The organism is Bradyrhizobium sp. 22 (assembly GCF_000482425.1).
Lineage (GTDB): Bacteria > Pseudomonadota > Alphaproteobacteria > Rhizobiales > Xanthobacteraceae > Bradyrhizobium > Bradyrhizobium japonicum_B.
The window spans coordinates 668,344-688,203 of record NZ_KI519399.1; the positions used below are offsets into that span (position 1 = coordinate 668,344).

The window sequence follows — 19,860 nt, forward strand, 5'->3', positions numbered from 1 at the left end:
ATGCGCACCCGAACGGGACCAGAAGCGCATGCGCGAGAGAGAAACTAGCTTCAAAATTCACTTTGCGTCTCTTTTCCGAGGTGTTTATCGGCTTTCCCGCCTGACGTGGCCGCCGGCTTTGCAACCTTCGTTCGTGGTGAGTAGGCCATGCGCTTGGATCTGGCTCTCCGATAAATGCCTGCTCGCGTAATCTGTCCCGAGAGTTGGCAAGACGGGCTGGCTTCTCGACGCATCCTCGCAGCAATCGTAGTGTCGACAACGCGCGCGCTTCGATGCGGCGGCGCTATGCGCCGCCGTCGCCGAACTTCCAGACCGGAATTCCCATCCGCCGCGCCTTGTCGGCGAGATTGTCCTGAATTCCCGTTCCCGGGAATACGATGACGCCGATTGGTATCATCGTCAGCATGAGATCGTTGCGCTTGAATGGCGCCGACTTCGCGTGCTTCGACCAATCCGGCTTGAATGCGACTTGCGGCACCTTGCGGTTCGTCGCCCATTTGGCGGCAATGAGCTCGGCGCCCTTTGGTGAGCCTCCATGCAACAGGACCATGTCGCTGTGCTTGGCGTGAACCTTGTCGAGGCGATCCCAAATCAGATGATGGTCATCGAAGTCGAGGCCTCCGGTCAGTGCGACCTTGGGTCCGACCGGAACAAGCACCTCGGTCTCGGCGCGACGCTTTGCGGCGAGAAAGTCTCGGGAGTCGATCACTGCCGAAGTGACCGAGCGATGATCGACGAGCGATCCAGATCGCGGGCGCCAGAGTGAGCCGGTGTGGGTTTCGAATTGAGCAATAGCTTGCTCGCGGAACAGTTCCATGCAGTTGCGGCGTTCGATCAACGAGAGTCCTTCCGTGATGAGCCGCTCGAGTTCGACCGAGCATACCTCCGAGCCATCCTGCTCGCGTTGGCTTCTACGCTGGGCCTGCTCGTTGTGGTCGAGCTGGCGCTCGATCCGGTCTGCGGCTCGATGGAATAGATTGACCGTCGACCAGAGCAGGTCCTCCAGGTCCGGCTCCATGCGGCTGTCGCTCAGGGTGGCCACGAAGGCATCGAAGATGTCAGCAACGGCGCCCGCGATCGTCTTGCCTTCGGGGAGCGGCCTCGGATCTGGCTCATCGCTGAACGGGCGGTAGCCGAAGAGTTGCAGTTCGGTCAGAACGTGATGAAGCGATGATAATCTGTGCTGCGGTTCGAATGCGGTGTCGTCACGATCGGTCATGGGATGAGGCCCTCCGTGGATCGGCCGCGACCATCGCGGCCTTCGTGGCGATCACTCAGGCGGCGGGCGGGCCGGACCAGAACCCGAAGCAACGCGGAGGGCCGCAGCGATAGCGGAGGATGGCAGGTCGCGGCTATTTTGCTTCGCGATGCAAAGGCGGGATGGATTCATCGACGTTGATTTGCGCGGTGACCACCGCCGGCGGAAAATAGCCGCGCCCCTGCCATTGCCGGTCCGGCGCGCTTGCCGTCCGATCGCCCTCTAGAAGGCCGGGCGCGGCTCTCTCACGACGTGGCCTCACCTTTGATCGGTTGTCAACGCAGATGGCGAGGCGCAGGCACTCATGGCGTGATCGCGACTACCGACGGCAAGAATCGGACGACATCCGCAGGCGCGAGCTGAATGCGAAGAGCTGCCCGCAGCTCATCGATGCCGAAGGTGCGCAGATCCTCGTTGAAGTCGTCGAGCCGGGGCGATAGTGGGATCGCCTCGATACCGGCGGCTTCTGCCCGTTGTGCCAATGCGGTTGCGACCGCCTTCCCGGCCGCATCGGCGTCATGGGCGATGTAGAGCCGGCGCAGGCTCGATGGCAGCAGCATGGCCGCGAGATGGTTGGCCGATAGCGCAGATGCCAGTGGCAAGGTAGGAAGTGCGGAGCGCAAGGAGAGCATGGTCTCGATGCCTTCGCCGGCGGCGAGGACATCATGGGCCCGTCCAAATCGGACAGCGTTCCCGAGCAAGAGGCCCATCGCGCGGCGTGGCGTGTCGATCGGCGCCTTGCTCAGACCGGAACGATCGAGCCACGTGCGGTGGACGCCGGTGATGACCCCGTCGAGCGTGGTGACGGACGCGATCAGGGCCGGCCAGGTCTCGGTCGGGAGATCATCATGCGGCCTGTAGTAGCAACGCGGGTGAAACCGAAGGCTCGTGAGCTCATTCAAGGCCGAAATACCGCGCGTCCGGAGGTATGTTTCTGCGAGCGTGCCATGAATGGTCTTTGACATGGCAAACAGCCGCCGAGCCGATTCCGGCGAACCGATGGGAACGGGTGGGAGCGGCGATTTGGATTCCGCCTCGGTCTGCGGCAGGCTGAGAAAACGCCGCGCCTCGGCAAGGACATCGCGGAATTCAACAAGGCCGCAGCTTTCCCTGATGACGTCGAGCAGATCGCCGTGTTCAGCGGTCGCGGCATCGGTCTTATGTTCAACTGCACATAAGACCGACTATGTTGCGGCGAAGATTATGTTGCGGCTTGGCGCGGAGGCGCTGTCCCACAGCCGATTGGCAATTTCTACGCAACATAACGTCGTGCTGCGGGAGGTCGTGTGATGGCCCGCGACGCTTCTGAACTGTCGCGCCGCCTTGCCCAGAACGTCGAGGCGGTCTGCCGCCATTATCTGTCCAGCGGCCGACGACAGGGCCGCTACTGGCTGGTGGGTGATGTGCGCAACACGCCCGGCCGGTCGATGTTCGTGCGGCTTAGCGGACCGGACTTCGGTCCTGGCGCAGCCGGGCACTGGACGGATGCGGCCTCGTTTGAACATGGCGATCTGCTGGATGTCATCCGCGAGAGCTGCGGTTTTGTTGACTTCCGCGATGTCGCTGATGAGGCACGGCGCTTTCTAAGGCTGCCTAACCTGCCGCCCTCCTCAGTAGCGGCGGCTCGGCGCAGCCCGGCCCCGCAAGGCTCCGCGGAATCTGCGGGCCGCCTCTTCGCCGCGTCACGTTCCATCGGCGGCACGCTGGCGGAGCGTTACCTGCACGGGCGACGTCTGACCGCGGTGGCCGGGCTTGCGGCCCTTCGGTTTCATCCGCGCTGTTTCTACCGGCCGGAAGGCAGCGCCGAGAACCTATCGTTTCCGGCCCTAATCGCTTCGGTGACTGACCTATCCGGGGCGATCACCGGCGTACACCGTACCTGGCTTGACCCGGCCCGCGGCAAGGCGCCGATCAAGACCCCGCGACGCGCGATGGGTAATCTCCTCGGCAATGCTGTGCGCTTTGGCGTCGCCGAGGATGTGCTGGCCGCCGGCGAAGGCATCGAGACCGTGCTCTCGCTGCGCGAGGTTCTGCCCAATCTGCCGCTGGCGGCGGCGCTCTCCTCCAGCCATCTCGCCGCCATCCTGTTTCCACCGGGCTTGCGCGTTCTTTACATCCTGCACGATGCGGACCGGGCCGGCGACGCAGCGGTGGCCGCGCTGGCGGCCAGGGCTGCAGTAGCGGGTATCGTGCCGCATGTGCTGTCGCCGCAGCTCAGCGACTTCAATGAGGATCTCTGCCGAGCCGGCTTTTCGGCGCTTCGCGCGACATTGGTGCCGCAACTGCGGCCGGTGGATGTCCAGCGGTTTGCTGAGCCCGCATTGCCAGCAGGCTGAACTTGGTCCGCGCTGCGTCCTGTGGGGACGCTCATGTCGGAGCGTCCCCAAACGCCATAACTCCTCACTCACAAGGCGCTGAGGAAGCTCATCAGATCCTTGTCCTCCTTCCATGAACGGATGGGCTTTGACTGACCGACTTCGCAAAGAGCTACAGCGTTGGCTTTCAGCGTGAGGTCTATTTCGGCATAGATGTTGGTGGTACTGATCGAGACGTGGCCGAGCCAAGCGCGGATGGTGTTGATGTCCACGCCCGCGAGAACCAGGTGGCAGGCCGTCGTGTGCCGGATCACATGAGGGGTTATCGTTCTGTCCGCCAATTCTGGCATTTGGGCCGCGTATCGCTCGATGAGCCGATACACGCCGAAGCGGGTGAAGGGCTTCCCGAGCCTGCTGACAAATACGGCGTCATCGAGCGGCCGACCAAGGATCTCATCTGCCAGAACGCGTTCGGTTTCGGCCCACAGTGGGCACTGGCGCGTTTTGCCGCCCTTTCCGTGCAGGGTGGCAAGATCGTGACCGCTATTCCCGCGCCCGATCTGCAGATCGCGCACTTTCAGTTCCGTGGCCTCGGAGACCCGCGCGCCAGTGCTGTACAGAAAGAGCAGAAGCGCGTATTCGCGCCGACCCCGCCTGGTTTTGCGATCAGGCAGGGCGAGCATGGCCTCCATTTCCGCCTTGGTCAGCCATCCGACCGGTGGCGGCATGGATTTCTTCGAGGTGATGGCCCGGATATGACCGCACCATTCGACAAGGGCTGGGTCCCGGCTGCCGATGAAGCGGGCGAATGCCCGGATGGCGGCGAGCCTCTGATTACGAGTTCGCGCAGAGCATCCGCGATCTTCCTCAAGATGGGTAAGGAACTGCAGCACATGCCGAGAGGTGAGATCGCGCACGACCAGCCGGTCCACGGGCTTGCGCACCTTGCGGCTGACAAAGGGCAGCAGAAGGCTGAAGGTGTCCCGATAGCTCTTGCGGGTGTTGCGGGCCAGATTGCGCTCTGTGACGATATGTTCGGACAGGAAGCGCCGAAGCCATGGGCCGAGGGTTACGACTTCAGGCATTACGGCCTCCCGCATAGCGCTCAAAGCGCAGCGATGCCTGCTGCAGAAGCTCCGGAGTCATCGTCAGATAGACCTTCGTGCCCTCCAGATCGGAATGACCGAGGTAAGTGGAGAGTGCGGGCAACAACCGCTGCACATCCGCCCCTTGACGATACCAGGCGGTCAGGTTGTGAACAGCGAAGCTATGTCGGAGGTCGTGCAGCCGAGGGGTCTGTCGGCCGCCAGTCGTGCGACGCACTCCGGCGATACGCCGCAATGCGTCGAACGCAGACTGAACGGTGCTGCTGGCGAGCCGCGTACCGTCCGGGTTCGCCAGAAGGAAGGAAGCGTTGCCCTGCGCAAGCCCGCAGCGCCGCCGCAGAGGCATATAATTCGCCAGCTCCGCTGCAAGCTGCGGTCCGATCGGAACCAGACGGCTTTTGTAGAACTTCGTCGCCCGTATGGTCAGAACATTTTCCGACGGGTCAACGTCCGCCAGCGTGAGTGCTGTCGCTTCGCTGAAGCGCAACCCGGCTCCGTATAACAGGATCAGGAGAGTGCGGAATGTGATCGCGTCGCACTGAACTGCACCGCGTCGGCTGCTTGCCACATTCGCGGGATCAAACAGCCGCCGCAACTCATCATGCGAGTAGATATATGGCGGCTTCCGGGGTGGGGATTTCGGTTCGTTGCTTGGCAGTGGCGAGCGCGTCGCGTGGCCACGGCTGATTGCATGGCGCCAGAAGCCAACAAGGGCGTAATATTTGTTCTCGCGATTCCGGGTCAGCGCTCCCTGGCCCGCCAGGAAGGTCAGAACCTGCTTCTTGCTGACCGCATCGCAAGCGGCATTTCCATCCACATATTGAAGGAAGTGGTGCAGAATGTCCGAGCCAGTCGCGAACTTCGCACCATGGGCCCGCCGCCAGAGGATATATTGCTCGATCGCCTCACACAGCATCATACCAGGCCCTCCAGATCGAGGGCCGCGACCTCGCGCAGAGCAGCGAGATTGACCTTGGCGTAAATCGTGGTGGAGGACGGATCACGATGCCCGAGAAAGTCCCCGATCACCTTCATCGACAGGCCTTGATCCAGAAGATGCTGGGCGGCAGCGTGTCGTAAGGCGTGCGTACCTCGCCGGCCGGAGGCGATGCCAATGCCTGCCAGGCGATCATTGACGATCTTGCCGAGGGTCTTTCGGTTAACAGGCCGGATTGGCGCGTGCGATGTGAAGAAGAGGCTGCGCCCGAAGCCAGATGGCCGGACCTCCCTTATGTAGCGCAGGATGGCATGGCCGACTTCGTGTGACAGCGGCCAGAGATGGGTCCGACCGGGCTTCGGGCAGCGGACGCGGAGCATCTCGTTTTTCCAGTCCAGATCATCCAGTCGCAGGCCGGCGACTTCCCCGGCTCGCAGCCCGTAAGTGACAAACAGCATCAGGATTGCTCGGTCGCGCTTGTCGACCGGCCGATCCCCATGAACGGAAGTCAGCAGGCGCAGAACATCTTCGCGCCTGAGCCCCTTCGGCACCGTCTCATCGGCCCTAAATCGAGGCGCCATGATCCCCGCAGCCAGACCCGCCCGGCACCAGCCGCGTGCTTCTGCAAACAGGAAGAACGCCTTCAGTCGTTGCGCGTAGTCGTGCATCGTCCGGCGGTTCCAGGTTTTTCGCTCGTGCTCGACCGCAACGGCATCGTCGATGTCGATCATTCGGAGGGCGCTGAGGGGAACACCCTTTGCAGCCAGCCAAAAGAAGAAGTGGTGGGTGGCGCGGCAGTAGTCGCGTATTGTCTCCGTGGAAAGGCCGCGCTCCTCGCGCATCCACGTCTCAAAGATCGCGACCTTTGCGTGATACGGATGCTGTTCATGGTTTGGTTCGTCAAGCCATCCGAGGAAGCGCAGCCATCGGATTCCGCGACTGGTAAAAAGTGATCTCGCCTTGGGCGACGCCGCCCAATCACACCTGCGCGCCTTCGGTTTTGACCACATTGCGGTCGCAGCATCTATCTGCGACAGACGCACTCTGCGGCCTTCTTTCAGCTTCAGAAGGCGCACCAAGCTCAATTGATTATTTGCGTTTGTTCGCAAAACCGATCGCTTGGTGCCCGCCTCCTTGAGATGAACGAGGTATCGTTCCCGCTGCGCGGCAAGTGGCGCGGCGCGGTATCTCTCGGCGGTTCGGGGAAAGAAGATTTCTTCAAACATACTTGTGCCTCCAAAATGGTGGAGGCCCAAGGTTCCGCACCGAGCACCGCAATGACAGTTACATTGCGTGGCAGCCGCTCAAAAATCTGTATAACAACACAAATCCTGCGGCGCGAGTTGGATGTGCAGGGCTGCTCGTAGCGCATCGAGATCAAATGCCCGCAGGTCCTCGTTGAAGTCACCCATCCGCGGAGACAGGGCACGCGCCTCGATGCCGGCCGCTTCGGCGCGTTCGCGCAAGGCCGAGAACGCCATCTCGCCCGCGGCATCGGCGTCGCGAGCGATGTAGAGTCGACGTAGCGTCAGCGGAAGCAGAAGGGCGGCAAGGTGGTTGGCCGAGAGCGCGGCAGCCATCGGCATAGCAGGCAGCGCGCAGCGCAGCGACAGTATAGTCTCGATGCCTTCGCCGACTGCCATGACATCATCGACCGCGCCGAAGCGAACAGCATGGCCGAGCAAATCCCCCATCGCCTTGCGTTGCGTCCCGATGGGTGCCTTGCCCACGCCGTCACGCGCGAGCCATGTGCGGTGTGCGCCCGTGATTCTCCCTTCGAGATCGGTGACGGCAGCGACCATGGCGGGCCATGTTTCGGTTGGGCCGTTGCCTTCGGGTAAATGGAAGCAACGCGGATGGAATCGCAGGCTGGCCGTGCCGCGCAAATCCGTGATGCTGCGATTTCGCAAATAGGTGACAACCAGCGTGCCGCTGATCGGCTGCGACATGGCGAAGAGCCGCTGCGCCGCTTCCAGCGACCCGGCTGTGACGGGTGCGCGAACTGGTTTTGAGGCATTGTGCGGTTCCGCACGCGGCAGCCTTAGAAAGCGCCGTGCCTCATCAGCGACATCGCGGAAGTCAACAAAACCGCAGCTCTCGCGGATGACATCCAGCAGATCGCCATGTTCAAACGAGGCCGCATCCGTCCAGTGCCCGGCTGCGCCAGGACCGAAGTCCGGTCCGCTAAGCCGCACGAACATCGACCGGCCGGGCGTGTTGCGCACATCACCCACCAGCCAGTAGCGGCCCTGTCGTCGGCCGCTGGACAGATAATGGCGGCAGACCGCCTCGACGTTCTGGGCAAGGCGGCGCGACAGTTCAGAAGCGTCGCGGGCCATCACACGACCTCCCGCAGCACGACGTTATGTTGCGTAGAAATTGCCAATCGGCTGTGGGACAGCGCCTCCGCGCCAAGCCGCAACATAATCTTCGCCGCAACATAGTCGGTCCACTTGCCGGCCGCTCCCTTACCCCCATTTCGTGGGCGCAGCCGAACGAACATGGATCGGCCAGGCGCGTTGCGAGCGTCGCCGACGACCCAATAGCGGCCGACACGCCGCCCATTGGAGAGGTAGCGCCGGCAGACGAGTTCGGCCCGCTCGGCCAGCCGGCGGGCAAGGTCGGATGCTTGGGTTGACATGGCAGCCCCGAAAGCAAGAAGGCCCGCCGGTTCTGGCGGGCCTTCGAGAGTGACGCTTGTGCTGACTTACTCGGCCGCGACCAGCGGCTCGTCGGGGAGAGTTGTGTCTTCCAGCGGATGCTCTGCATCCGGCGTGGCCGCTTCGCATTCGCTCACTGGCGCGTCCTCCCCCGAAGCGGATGGCGAGATCGGGCCAGATTCAGAAGCCGGTGATGTTGCGCTGGAGGGGCGACCAGCCGTGCGCAGCGGCTCCGGAAGCCAACCTGAGCCAGTAAGGAGTTCTTGCGCCCTCTCCGCCATCTCGCCCTTTTTCAGGTGCTCGAGGAGCTGAGCTGCAGTCTCTCCCTTGACCTCGCGGACGGCTTGCAGGATGCGCGCCTTGGTCACACGCCCGAGATAATTGTCGACGGTCGGCGACCAGCCGGCGGCAGCGACGTCGAGCCCGATTGCATCGGCGAGACGGTCGGCGTGAGCCAGTGCACGCGGCCGGCGATTCCAGGGCTCATACACTGCATTGACGCTCAGCGCGATGCAATGTGCGAACAGGGCATCGCAGCTGTCCCGATCGAAGGTCGCGAGCGCGTCCCAGAGCTCGGCTGATTCACGCGGCAACTGCTCCGACCACTGCCGGTGCCTCTCGTCGACGGCCTTGGCGATGGTGGCATCGCCGAGGCCCGGCGCCTGGCTGCCGAAGACGACGCTCTTCGCGTCAACGTCGAGACAGGACTCGGGCGTGTAGCGGTAGAAAAGCTTCAGGCAAAGGGCGTGGAGTGCCGCCAGGAACGCAGTGTCCGGGTCCTTTGCCAGCGCGTCGCGCAAGGCCAGGGTACGATACGCCGTGAGTTCGGTCATCAGCCGGTCAGGGATCGGCTTGATACCGTCCTCCTGATCGGGTTCCTCGGCATTTGCCGAGGTGCCTGTCTGCCCTTCGGTCGCATCTCCTGAGGCGGAGGTCGCCGCTGGGGTGGCACTCGACTCGGCGTCCGCCTCTCCCTCCGGCTCCGGAATTGCCGGTTCATCCTCAGGGCGGACATAGCCGCGCTCGACCCGCAGCGCGCCTGACGCGTCGATGCTGACGAAGGCACCCGCGCGCGCGATTTCGTCAGTGTCGTACTGGACTGGCCGCTCATCGAGTTCGGCAAGGGCCGTCTCGATCTCGCCAAGGCGTTGATCGATCCCTTCGGGAAGGACGTCGACGTCGGAATGCTCCTGCTCATGACGTTCGTACTCGGCGCGCAGCGCTTCGGCGGCGGCGGCCTCTTCGTCGGTCATCGCGACGGACTCGCCGGAGATACGGCGCAGACCGCAGATGTGGCCGTAAGGAAAATCGACGGCGACCTCGACCCATTTCCAGCCTTCGGATCGGACGTTAGCCGCCTCGCGCTCCAGCTTCTCGGCGACGAGCCGATCGAGCAGCATCGGCTCTTGCAGCCAACCGCCGTCATCCTGCTGGAAAAGATCGCGGATGATGTCGCCGCCGGCGGCCTCATAGGCCTCGATTCCAACGAACTGGGCGCGTTTGTCGGAGGCGCGCACGGCGCCTTCGGTCAGCAGACGCCGGATGTAATACGGCTCCTTGTTGTGCGAACGCTGCACCGCCTGCCATACCTGCTGCTGGCGCCCGTGGTCCGGATTGATCGCAAACGCCATCAATTGGTCGAGGCTCATGCCGTCTTCGGCATAGACGTCGAGCAGCGCTGGCGAGACGGCGGCGAGCCGCAGCCGCTGCTTGACCACCGACACGCTGACGAAGAAAGCGGCTGCAACCTCCTCCTCGGTCCTACCCTTCTCGACGAGATCGCGGAAGGCGCGGAACTGATCGAGGGGCTCAAGTGGGACCCGCTGGATGTTCTCGGCGAGCGAGTCTTCCTCGGCGAGGCCATCGGTCCGGATGACGCAGGGAACCGGCGCGTTACGCCCCAGCCGCTTCTGCTTGACCAGAAGCTCGAGCGCGCGATAGCGCCGCCCACCGGCCGGGATTTCGAACATGCCGGTTTCGGCGCCGCCCTCGTCGAGAACCGGGCGGACGGTCAGACTCTGGAGCAGCGTGCGCCGAGCGATGTCCTGCGCGAGCTCCTCAATTGAGACACCCGCCTTGATACGGCGGACATTGGCCTGGCTCAACACCAGCCGGTTGAAAGGAATGTCGCGAGACTGGCTCAGGACGATCTTCCGAACAGATTTTGCCATCGAAGTTTCTCCGCGACGGGCGGTCAAGAACCTCCCTCGACCTTCTGACCCGTCACGAAGCGAAGCGCCGCCCTCTTCCTCTGAGGGCGGCGCCAGCCGGAGAACCGAGAGCTGAGGCTCGTCACGCGCGCACCACTGTAGCGGGCGCCATCGGCCTCAGTTCGCCCGATCGAGCAACTTCTTGGCCTTAGCCTCGAGGTCCAACCGGCCGTCCTGATGGGGCTTGTCGCGCGCCACCGCCGTGATGCCTTGCACGAAGTCGAAGATACTCTCGGGTTTGCGGCCTTCCTCGGCAAGCACAGTCTCAATGATCTTGGCGGTCTCGGACTTGCCGAACCCCCGCTTGCGAAGAAACTCGGTGCGCTCCTCATCCGTGCGCGCAACGATCCGCTCCCGCGCCGCCCTGATGCCATTGACGAAGGGTGTCGGCGAGGAGTTGGCGAAGCGAGCGAGCGCCGGCGCAGCCTCGTGGGCGAAGCGGGTAGCCGCGAATTTGGAGTGACGGATGGTGATCTCCTCGAAATCCTCCACACCCCAGAGATTGCGATTCTGGCAGACGGCGCGAAGGTAGAAGCTCGCGATCCCAAGCGTCTTGGCACCAACCTCAGAGTTCCAGCAATAGAAGCCTCGGAAGTAAAGGTCGGGCGAGCCGTCCGCCAACCGGCCCGCCTCGATGGGGTTGAGGTCGTCGACCAGGAAGAGGAAGACGTCCCGGTCGGAGGCGTACAGGGTGGTCGTGGCTTTCGTGATGTCAACCCGCGGATTGTAGATGCCGGTCGACCAGTCGAGCACGCCGGGGATTTTCCAGCGGGTATCGCCCGTGCCGTCGCCGGCGATCCGCCGCACGGCAGCGACCAGTTCCTGGTCAAAGATGCGGCCGTAATCTGGGCTAGTGACCGCCCGTAGTTCAACGCGGCCGTCTTCGACTTCGAGCGTCTTGATCAGCTCTCCTCGATTCGAGGTTAGTCCGTGCTGCAAATTGATGGCCGCGAGTGGCGCTGGAAGCTGCCGCAAATAGGCGGACGGTGCGCCAACCATTGTAGCGAGCTGACCGAAGCTCCAGTGGGTCGGCGCAAGAGGCGCGGACTCACCTGGCAGCATCAACGTCAGCCGCTCCGTGTCGTCGCGCTTGGCTTCCACCCTGATCGCCGCGGTTTCGACTGTTCGGGTTCGGCTTCGCTCGGCACGGCCGCGTACGGCGGCGTGAAGCTCGGAGAGCGACAAGTACCGCTCGTCCGCCGGCCGGGAAAACCACTCCGAGGCGACACGGCCGACGCGTTCACCGCGGCTCACATCCACCCTATAGCCGGCTCGCTGATTGCGAGCGCCGTTTAAAACAGTCACTTGGGTCATGGGATATCTCCATGACGGGCGCCGCGAGACTCTCCTCTCGGCTCTCAACCCGTCACGGAAATTCCGACCAGACTCTAACTCTGTGATGGCGCCCGGGAACTGTCGGACGCACCCAATAGAACTGGCAGTTTCGGATCCGCATGCGCTCCTGCAGAGCCAGCGCCGAACGAAGCTGCAAACGCTCGCGGCACGACCCCCGCGAAAGCGCAGCAAGAGCGCCCGCTTGGCACGGCCTTCAGGCGGATCATGGATACAACTGCAGATCTGGATACGGTGCAGTCAGCTAAGCGGAAAGCGCTGGCGCTCGTTATCGTAAATGTATCGTGCGAGCGCCATCAGCCTCTCAGGCTTGCTGAGTGGCCCCGGACTAGAAACTGATCCGAAATCCTTCGACATCACGCCGGAACTACCAGAACGCGATTGGTCCCCACTCTTCGGTCCGGCTCGCTGAACTTGACGCGTCGAATGACGTCCTCGATGCAGCAGTTCACGGGGGCTGTCTCATATTCATCTCCTCGTGAACCAACGATCAATCCGCGTCCGGGAAAGCTCTGGCCGTCGATCTCGAAGAATAGTCGATGGGTGAACAATCCTTCCTCGTCGACATACAGAATATCTCCGCCTGAATATTCGGCAGCCAATTGGATGCAGCCGCCGATCGCACCTTGCAGCGAGTCCAATCTATTAGTGACCTCGATTGTCTTTATGTTCCGGTGATATGGGTCGATGAGAATTGCGGGATAAGTCCGTAGCTTGTGCGCAGCGCCTGACTTGGCCGACGAGGTTGGTCGGCAGATAGGAGGCAGCCGTGGTACATTGAAGAACGTCGACCCGGGCGGAAGAAACTCATCGGCGTCCTGGAGTTTCTCTGCGGTCCCGATATCGACTTTTCGCAGATGATTTGCAAAGCCGCGGTCATGCTCGCAAGCCGCATGCCAGGAGGTGACGACAGCGATTCGCTGAAGTGTCCGAGCGAGCTCAAGGGATGACGTGCCGGCCGCTCGCAATAGATCCGCGCTTACCGGCTCTTGATTCGGCGGACCTCCAAGCGGCTGCGAAGTATCGGTAGCAAGGACCTCGTCGGGTGAACCCCACATCCAGGTCAGAATCCGACGGGAGAATTCACCAGGCGGCGACACGACCGCGAAAACACGCGGCGCCCCAAGCTGCCCGCCGGGGCTCGTCTGCGTCAAAAGCACGATAGCGGACACTTCGAGGGTTTTGCCAATCATCAACGCCTGGTCAACAAGGTCTAGATACACGGCAAGGTAGCCGGCATTGAACGTCTCGGCCTTCTCGGCCATTTCTCTGGTGACTTGAAGCTTGGCAAGGCTGTCGAGGACCTTTCCTCCAAATTGGAATGCCGCGACGTGACGATCGCAATGCCCACCCTGGTCAAGGAACCAACGCACGATCGTTGCGTCGAACTCTGTATTTATATCGACCCCGCCGGGAGACTGCGCCCGGATGACAGCGGCTTGGTATGCCGTCGCCATCATGGCAACCAATGGGTTCTTGGCTTGAGGTGAGTTGCCCTTACCGCTGGCGCGGAGAGCGGCCGTCACTTCGCGGCCAGCATCCAATACGAAACGGTCCAACCAAGTTGTCATTCTGCTTTCCTCAGATTGTTGGACAATTGCCTACCTGACGAAGCCTCCGATCAAATGAAGCGAATACGTCAATTTCAACCGATTGCAGTTCAGCAATACCGAGGTAGGGATGCTGTGCATCCATTCATCTCTTTACCTCTACGATCGGCCGGCGATAACGGCGGACGTCGTCAATCGCACCTCAACGCTCGAACAGCGGGAGGGGCACGTTAGGGATCGATCAACCAAAGTAACGCCGAAGGAGGGGCGAATACTGCCAATCGAAGCGAGGCAGTCGCAAAGCCGTCACAGGCAAAGAAATCGTTCATTCGCGTAGGGTAGATCACAACGGACCAAGCGAACGACTGCGCCCGTGTGTCAGGCATCTGACATGACAAAACGGATTCGCCCGCCACGCGGAGTTTTTTTGGTGGACCGTACTAGCGCCCCCTTGGTGAACGTCTTCTTCGCCTATCAGGTTAGCTATATCCCACGTGGGTACCGCAAAGTGCGCACGCGCTGGTGTCCTGGATCGGCAATAATTGCGCTCCGATCGGTATCAAAAGCGGCCATGAAGCCGGCTTTCAGGATCGAACGAGAGAGCGCAAAGGGACGCTTGGTCACAGAGATATTTCGCCTCGATGGCGCGCTGTGGTGGCCGATCGTGTTTCACCCTCCCTTCTGGAACAAGCAGGCCTTCTTTAACGCTTTAGAGAACGGCATCCCGGCGGCTCTCGAAACGATCAGCATGGACGTGCCCTGGGCGGGAAAGGCCATTAATGAATTCGATCCCTTCTTCGTTGGACGAGTTGTTGGGTCCAGGGAGCAGGAAATGCGCACTGTGGCTGAGCGGACAGCGCAAAACCTGATAGTGGTTGATGACGAGCACCTGTTCATCCGTGGCGGAGAACCGATCTATGTGGCACCCGCTGATGGCCAGATTCCGCCTGACCTGCGCTTTGCAGACGTAGCAAACTCTGGCATTGGATTCGGCTCGGCATTGCCGCTCGATCCCCTTTCGCCAAGCGATGAAGATGTACTCACGACACAGGATATAAACGCTGCTGCGATCGAAGGAAGAACTCTTGGTATTTCGAAAGCTGCAACTCGCCATCCAACGTGCGATATTCGAATATTTGAGGATCATTCACCGAGCTTTGACGCTATGGATTTTCAGATAAGAACTTGTCTGCGAGAGCTATCCATCCGAATTGAAGAGACGCTCAATCGACCGAAGTTGCCGCGAGAAATTGTGCAGTCCACAGCCGTCTTCCGCGATATCAAACAGCACATCGGTCATACAACAACCGAATGCGCAGCAACTCTCGGCGCATTCATAGGCTGGTATCGAGATCTGCCACTGAAGCGCGGCTACAGATTTCGCGCGGAGTACGACCTCGTCCGGATGTGCATCGCTTCCATAGAGGCGCGATGCCGCCGTGAAGGTGCAATATCGCCCTTCAAACCGTCGCGGTTGGACCCCGCGGATGAGGAGGCCCTTTCGCTTCTTTCTCAATAAAGCCCGCCGACTCTTTTGATATTGTTGGGGGCGCAAAATGTGCCTCGCATTTTTGGCGACGCGTTTGCGATACACATATTCTCCTGCGGAGATCGCAGCCCAGGGTTGCCATTGCGTCGCTGTCGCATAGGTCGAAGAAGCCGGGCTCGGCGATCCGTGCTAACCGAACTCTCCAGCCTGGTATATGTATAGGGTGGACCAACGGGCCTGCCACGGGATGGTCAATGGCGCGTTGGCGCCCGCCCCTAGATCGTCAGAAGCGTGTACAGCTTGCCCCTTCTCATGTCGAAGTCTGTGCCAACAGGGGGCGCGCCCTTGCAACAATAGCTTCTTGAACCGTCGCTTGGTTGCGCATGATACGGTGGGGCAAATTCGAACCTGATTGATGCAGGAGCCCACGCGTTAGCGCAACGTCCGGCTGATCGATTCGTAGGATCGGGCTCCACCTTGTAAGACATCTTTTCACAAGTTCGTCGACGACATCGTTCTTGACTTCGAAAAGATCTTCCCATGTGGAGATCACTAGCGTGCTGTCACCAGAACGCGCTAAGTAGTTCTCAAGCTTGGGGCGCCTGACATCGTCGGTTTCGAGCAATATCTCGGTGAAGCAGGAGGACCATTGGCTCCCTCGAGGCCCCCGCACGTATTTCGAAAACCATTCGGTATCAGCCATCCTCATCACCTCAAAGAATTGTTGGATAGGCTTGATGTGATTTTCGTTCGTGGTGGACTCCGGCCTGTGTCGTACGGTTCCTCTTCCCCTCGCTTTCACATAACCGACGAACGGTAGAGCGATTCCCATGATAGCCTCATCTGCTGATCGAAACTTGTCCTTGACCGGCACGTTGAAGGGACGAGCCTTGAGGTTGCAATGTGCTGTCGAAGCGTAAGGATTTCATTGAAAAGCCGCTCCCGAGGGATGGATGGTTAATCAATCGATTGGCAGACCCTGCGGAGTCGGTGTCGTTAGGAGTATCGAGTTAGCCGTTTCCTTAAGAAGGGGATAGTGCGGAGGATTTCGGAAGTAGTCGCAACCCTTCCACAGCCGATTATGGCGACAAGCTACTTCTGTCGAGCAGGCAGAGAGAGGGCCGCTCCGGTCCACGACTGAACCTCCTCCGAATGAGTGGACACCTGTAGTAGGCTCATGGAGCCCGGAGGTGTCGAATGGAACGTCAACGTCGGTCGTTTACTGAGGAGTACAAGCGCCAGGCCGTCGAACGGGTAGTGTCGAGCGGTCGCTCGATCTCGTCGGTAGCCAAGGAACTCGGTCTGCGCGACTCGGTGCTGCGACGCTGGGTCGATAAGCTCCGGCGCGAGCCGGCATCGGCGGCGTGGCGCCCCACCACGCAGGCGACGCCGATGTCGGCGGACCAGGCTTCGGAGCTCGCCCGCCTGCGCCAGGAGAACGAACGGCTGCGCATGGAGCGCGACATTTTAAAAAAGTCGATCGCGATCTTTGCCGGAACCCGACATGAGTTTTCGCTTCATCGAGGATCACCGCGAGACCTATCCGGTACGCTTGATGTGTGCCGTGCTCGAGGTCTCGCCGGCCGGCTATTACGCATGGCGCGATCGCCCGGTGAGCGCGCGTGCGGGCTCCAATTCCACGCTCCTTGCCGAGATTCGTCAGGTCCATCACGACAGCGGTCAGCGCTATGGCAGCCCGCGGGTCCATGCCGCTTTGCGGACCCAGGGCCGTGGCGCCAGCCGCGGCCGGATCGAACGGCTGATGCGTCGATATGGCATTCGAGCGATCATGACGCGGCCCCGTCGGGTTCGCACCACCGACAGTCGTCACGATCTGCCGATCGCGCCGAACCTGATCGCGCGTGACTTTACCGCCGCAGCGCCAAACCGGGTCTGGCTCGCCGATATCACCTACATCCCGACCGCGGAGGGCTGGTTGTACCTGGCGGCCGTCATGGACCTGTTCAGCCGAAAGATCGTCGGCTGGGCGATGCGGGATCATATGCAGATCGAACTCGCATCCACCGCGCTGACGATGGCCATCCAGCAGCAGCGGCCGCAGGCCGGATTGATCCATCATTCCGATCGCGGCGTGCAATATGCCTCACGCGCCTATCGCGAGGTCCTCACCGGCGCCGGCATCGTCGCATCGATGAGCCGCAAGGCCGATTGCTACGACAATGCCCCGATGGAGAGCTTCTTCCATACCTTGAAAACTGAGCTGGTCCATCATCGCGATTACAAGACCCGCGGCGAGGCCCAGCGCGATATCTTCGCCTTCATCGAGGGCTTCTACAACCGAACCAGGCTCCACTCCGCCATCGGATATATTGCCCCGATCGAGATGGAGCTAAAAGCCGTTTAAACCCGTCCACTTTTTCGGGGGAAGATCAGACGGCATGACTGAACTAACCGGGTCTTTAGAGGGCGCCAGCGATGGCCTATGCCCCCCATGCTCCCTATGGCCCGGCTAACCCGCCACCGATCTCGATCGTTTGCCCGCGAGGCCTTGCGGGCATAGTCTACGTAACCGTGCTCCTGAGCGCGTATGTGGTCGCGCTCCATTTCCCGACCGGCACATTGCGCGTCAGGACGAAGCCTGCGGCGCGCGTCCCCCTGAGGTTGGCAACGAACGTCGCGAACTTCTGGCGGCTTGTGCCGTGACCCTCTGCGAGCTGGCGCAGTTTGAGATCGAGCTCGCTAACGCGAACGGAACGATCGCCGTACAGCTGGTGCCACTCTTTGAAAAACTCGAGCAGCTGGAGGCGGTCCGGATCGTCACGCTTTGCATCCGCAACCCGAATGACGGGATCGGCACAACCCAGCGCAAGCAGCGGGTCGCGACACCAGTCGGCCCACTGCTCGAAGCTCCCCAGTTCAAGACCTCGCTTGAGCTGATTTTGACGCCCCCACCGCCAGATCGTCAGTGCGGCGGCGAGCATTTCACCGCGCTGCCGGTCCACCGTAGCAAAAAAATCTCCATCGAAAGCACGGCGTTCGGGATCCTCGCATCCGGCGTCGAGGTTTACGATTAGAAAGCGACGGGCCAGGTCTTCGGCAACTCGGACGGCGTTGCCCGTGATCGCAAGAAAGACATTGGTCGTCACGGTGACCATCTTGGTGTTGATGCCGAACGGTCGGATGGAACAGGGATTCTCGGTGGCGATCTGGGCGAGGAGATTCGACTTCACGATCTCAGAGTTCACGTTGTCCAGGAAGATGACGGGATCGGCCTCGACGAGCGAGGCTGTGAGGCGTTTCTCGAGCTCACTTTGCGCGCCCGGACTTGTGAAAGGCCTCGGCACCGTATTGTAGGCGATGCGCGCGATGGCCCGGACGAGCTTCCCTTTGCCCGTGCCGGCGCCGGAAAGCTGCGGCGAACGGAAAATGAATCCTGGGGCCAAGGGCAAGCTCGGGCGGCAAACCGCCGTAAGCACAGCGCAAAGGAGGCTTGTCTCGTCGGCGCCCGCCCCGCGGGTCACTTCAAATTCCTCCGGGTGCGGTCAGTCAAACTCCTCCACCCCAAGGCAGGACAGAAGTGGATTGTTAGTTTGACATTGTTTCGCGGGCAAGAGCTTCAGCGGCCTCTTTGAGCCGATAGCTGCGTCCGTCGAACTCAAGCAGATGGCAATGATGCATCAGGCGATCGAGGATCGTCGTGCTCATGGTGTTGTCCCCCAGGTATGTCCCCCAATCCTGCACGACGCGATTGGAGGTGACGATGACGCTGCGGTGCAGTTTGTAGCGCTGATGGATCAGGGTCTGCAGCAAGGCGCCGGCGTCGTCAGGGATGGCGCGTGCGAGGAACAGATCGTCCAGCACGAGGAGATCGCAGTCGATGATGTTTCGCAGGCGGGCCTCGCGCTGCGCCGGGGAGTTCAGGGCGTAGCGGTGGAAGAAGTCGTCGGTCTCAAGATACTGGACCTTGTGGCTTTGCAGGATCGCCTGATAGGCAATCGCCTTGGCGATGTGGGACTTCCCGGTGCCAGGTTTGCCGACGAGCAGCGCGTTCTCGCCGGCGGCAATGAACGCCAGGGTGTGGAGCTGGAAGCAGGTTTGGCGCGGCAATTTGGGATTGAAGGACCAGTCGAACTCGGCGAGCGTCAGTTTTTCGTCGAGTCCGGATTGCCGGTATCGTCGCTAGATAAGGCGGGACTGACGACGGTCCAGTTCGTCCTGCAGGATCAGGGAGAAGGTCTCGAGGAATGGCTGGTTGGCGCCCTGCGCCTGCAGCACGCGCGTCTGCAGCGTGTCTCGGACGCCTGACAGGCGCAGCTGTCGCAGGCAACGCTCAATTTCCGGCATGGTCATCATGTGGCTGGGTCTCCAGTTTGAGGTGAGAAGGCGCAGCGGGAGCGCTCGTGGCGCCGGAGCTGGCCGGGGTTGCGCAGGCGACACGAGCGCGGCTGTCGTGGGCCTCGGCCTGCCGGCCATTGTTGCCGGCATCGTGCCGCACAGCGTGGCTGAAGAGGTCGCCGTATTCGGCGGCGGCGCGGATCAGCGGATGATCCTGGGTGAGCGGCGATGCCGGCTGTGGCGTCGCTCCAACCTGCGCGATCGCCTGTTCGAACAACCGCTCGACGGTCGCACGCACATGCTTGTAACGGTAGATGCGGTTGCCGATGGCGTGCGCGCAGGCTTGCTCGACCAGCCATGCCGGATATTTCCGGCTCAGCCCGACAATGCCCCACATCGCGCGCTGTCCGGGGCGCCCCTCGGTGTCGAACACTTGCTGGCACAGCGCCCTGGTCTGCGGCCCGACGCGCTCGGCGCTCGCCAGCAGCACGGCGGTTTGCCGCGACGGATTGAACGGCCGTTCGCTGGTCGGCAGGACGACAGAACCGGGGTGCGTCGTCCGGGAATGAACACGCAGCAGCGCATGGGTGTGGCGATCACGGATCTCGATCGTGGAGGCGTAGATCCGCACCACGACTTGACTGCCGATGGGTGCAGGCCGCGCGGCGTAATAGCTGCTATCAACA

Annotated in this window: 13 protein-coding genes and 3 pseudogenes; 3 read left to right on the forward strand and 13 right to left on the reverse strand. The window is 61.7% G+C overall.

What is annotated here, in order from left to right; translation table 11 throughout:
- Window positions 1-283: 283 nt before the first annotated feature.
- On the reverse strand, window positions 284-1,219 hold the full coding sequence (locus tag K410_RS0104500) for a DUF2493 domain-containing protein (RefSeq protein WP_028133726.1): 936 nt from the start codon (window positions 1,217-1,219) through the stop codon (window positions 284-286).
- A gap of 341 nt (window positions 1,220-1,560) precedes the next feature.
- Window positions 1,561-2,415 (reverse strand): annotated as a pseudogene (locus tag K410_RS36500) (DUF7146 domain-containing protein); the annotation flags it as partial.
- Window positions 2,416-2,547: 132 nt separating this feature from the next.
- Here K410_RS36500 and K410_RS0104510 point away from each other — a divergent pair.
- Complete coding sequence (locus K410_RS0104510; protein WP_028133727.1) at window positions 2,548-3,594, forward strand: DUF7146 domain-containing protein; 1,047 nt, start codon at window positions 2,548-2,550, stop codon at window positions 3,592-3,594.
- 68 nt (window positions 3,595-3,662) lie between these two features.
- Here K410_RS0104510 and K410_RS0104515 read toward each other — a convergent pair whose 3' ends face one another.
- The 8 genes from K410_RS0104515 to K410_RS0104550 all read right to left on the reverse strand — a co-directional run bounded on the left by K410_RS0104515 (window position 3,663) and on the right by K410_RS0104550 (window position 13,410).
- Window positions 3,663-4,658, reverse strand: a complete 996-nt coding sequence (locus K410_RS0104515; protein ID WP_028133728.1) for a tyrosine-type recombinase/integrase — start codon at window positions 4,656-4,658, stop codon at window positions 3,663-3,665.
- Entirely contained in the window at window positions 4,651-5,598 is a 948-nt protein-coding gene (locus K410_RS0104520; protein WP_028133729.1) for a tyrosine-type recombinase/integrase, read from the reverse strand. Before K410_RS0104520 ends, K410_RS0104515 begins: the two co-directional genes overlap by 8 nt.
- Window positions 5,595-6,842, reverse strand: a complete 1,248-nt coding sequence (locus K410_RS0104525; protein ID WP_028133730.1) for a tyrosine-type recombinase/integrase — start codon at window positions 6,840-6,842, stop codon at window positions 5,595-5,597. The genes K410_RS0104520 and K410_RS0104525 overlap by 4 nt, the downstream gene beginning before the upstream one ends.
- A 78-nt stretch (window positions 6,843-6,920) precedes the next feature.
- Window positions 6,921-7,955 (reverse strand): DUF7146 domain-containing protein, encoded by a 1,035-nt coding sequence (locus K410_RS0104530; protein ID WP_028133731.1) that lies wholly within the window; start codon window positions 7,953-7,955, stop codon window positions 6,921-6,923.
- The gene (locus tag K410_RS0104535) at window positions 7,955-8,257 is read right to left on the reverse strand and encodes a hypothetical protein (protein WP_028133732.1); all 303 of its coding nucleotides are present in this window, start codon (window positions 8,255-8,257) and stop codon (window positions 7,955-7,957) included. The genes K410_RS0104530 and K410_RS0104535 overlap by 1 nt, the downstream gene beginning before the upstream one ends.
- A gap of 66 nt (window positions 8,258-8,323) precedes the next feature.
- Window positions 8,324-10,447, reverse strand: a complete 2,124-nt coding sequence (locus K410_RS0104540) for a ParB/RepB/Spo0J family partition protein (protein ID WP_028133733.1) — start codon at window positions 10,445-10,447, stop codon at window positions 8,324-8,326.
- Between the two features lie 156 nt (window positions 10,448-10,603).
- Window positions 10,604-11,800 (reverse strand): hypothetical protein, encoded by a 1,197-nt coding sequence (locus tag K410_RS0104545; RefSeq protein ID WP_028133734.1) that lies wholly within the window; start codon window positions 11,798-11,800, stop codon window positions 10,604-10,606.
- Window positions 11,801-12,195: 395 nt separating this feature from the next.
- The gene (locus tag K410_RS0104550; RefSeq protein ID WP_028133735.1) at window positions 12,196-13,410 is read right to left on the reverse strand and encodes a DUF3846 domain-containing protein; all 1,215 of its coding nucleotides are present in this window, start codon (window positions 13,408-13,410) and stop codon (window positions 12,196-12,198) included.
- Window positions 13,411-13,780: 370 nt separating this feature from the next.
- On the opposite strand from K410_RS0104550, the gene K410_RS0104555 reads away from it, so the two are divergent.
- Window positions 13,781-14,908, forward strand: a complete 1,128-nt coding sequence (locus K410_RS0104555) for a DUF8359 domain-containing protein (protein ID WP_491136922.1) — start codon at window positions 13,781-13,783, stop codon at window positions 14,906-14,908.
- A gap of 1,167 nt (window positions 14,909-16,075) precedes the next feature.
- Window positions 16,076-17,243, forward strand: a protein-coding gene (locus K410_RS0104560; protein ID WP_245269325.1) for an IS3 family transposase whose coding sequence is annotated in 2 segments (ribosomal slippage) — window positions 16,076-16,377 and window positions 16,376-17,243 — 1,170 coding nt in all. Because the reading frame shifts where the segments join, the coding sequence is not laid out codon by codon here.
- A 157-nt stretch (window positions 17,244-17,400) separates the two neighbouring features.
- On the opposite strand, the gene K410_RS0104565 is transcribed toward K410_RS0104560, so the two are convergent.
- The 3 genes and pseudogenes from K410_RS0104565 to K410_RS36505 form a co-directional block, all read right to left on the reverse strand.
- A complete protein-coding gene (locus K410_RS0104565; RefSeq protein ID WP_155253228.1) occupies window positions 17,401-18,282 on the reverse strand; it encodes a hypothetical protein in 882 nt (293 codons plus the stop codon).
- Window positions 18,283-18,424: 142 nt separating this feature from the next.
- Window positions 18,425-19,192, reverse strand: a pseudogene (gene istB / locus K410_RS0104570) (IS21-like element IS1631 family helper ATPase IstB).
- A pseudogene (locus tag K410_RS36505) lies at window positions 19,170-19,860 on the reverse strand (IS21 family transposase); the annotation flags it as partial. The pseudogenes istB and K410_RS36505, both read right to left, overlap by 23 nt.

Excerpts from the sequence above, each read along its gene's own strand:
- K410_RS0104540 (WP_028133733.1), bottom strand. The coding sequence starts at position 10,447 with ATGGCAAAATCTGTTCGGAAGATCGTCCTGAGCCAGTCTCGCGACATT.
- K410_RS0104515 (WP_028133728.1), bottom strand. The coding sequence starts at position 4,658 with ATGCCTGAAGTCGTAACCCTCGGCCCATGGCTTCGGCGCTTCCTGTCC.
- K410_RS0104555 (WP_491136922.1), top strand. The coding sequence starts at position 13,781 with ATGACAAAACGGATTCGCCCGCCACGCGGAGTTTTTTTGGTGGACCGT.
- K410_RS0104525 (WP_028133730.1), bottom strand. The coding sequence starts at position 6,842 with ATGTTTGAAGAAATCTTCTTTCCCCGAACCGCCGAGAGATACCGCGCC.
- K410_RS0104550 (WP_028133735.1), bottom strand. The coding sequence starts at position 13,410 with ATGACAACTTGGTTGGACCGTTTCGTATTGGATGCTGGCCGCGAAGTG.
- K410_RS0104500 (WP_028133726.1), bottom strand. The coding sequence starts at position 1,219 with ATGACCGATCGTGACGACACCGCATTCGAACCGCAGCACAGATTATCA.
- K410_RS0104510 (WP_028133727.1), top strand. The coding sequence starts at position 2,548 with ATGGCCCGCGACGCTTCTGAACTGTCGCGCCGCCTTGCCCAGAACGTC.
- K410_RS0104535 (WP_028133732.1), bottom strand. The coding sequence starts at position 8,257 with ATGTCAACCCAAGCATCCGACCTTGCCCGCCGGCTGGCCGAGCGGGCC.
- K410_RS0104530 (WP_028133731.1), bottom strand. The coding sequence starts at position 7,955 with ATGGCCCGCGACGCTTCTGAACTGTCGCGCCGCCTTGCCCAGAACGTC.
- K410_RS0104545 (WP_028133734.1), bottom strand. The coding sequence starts at position 11,800 with ATGACCCAAGTGACTGTTTTAAACGGCGCTCGCAATCAGCGAGCCGGC.
- K410_RS0104520 (WP_028133729.1), bottom strand. The coding sequence starts at position 5,598 with ATGATGCTGTGTGAGGCGATCGAGCAATATATCCTCTGGCGGCGGGCC.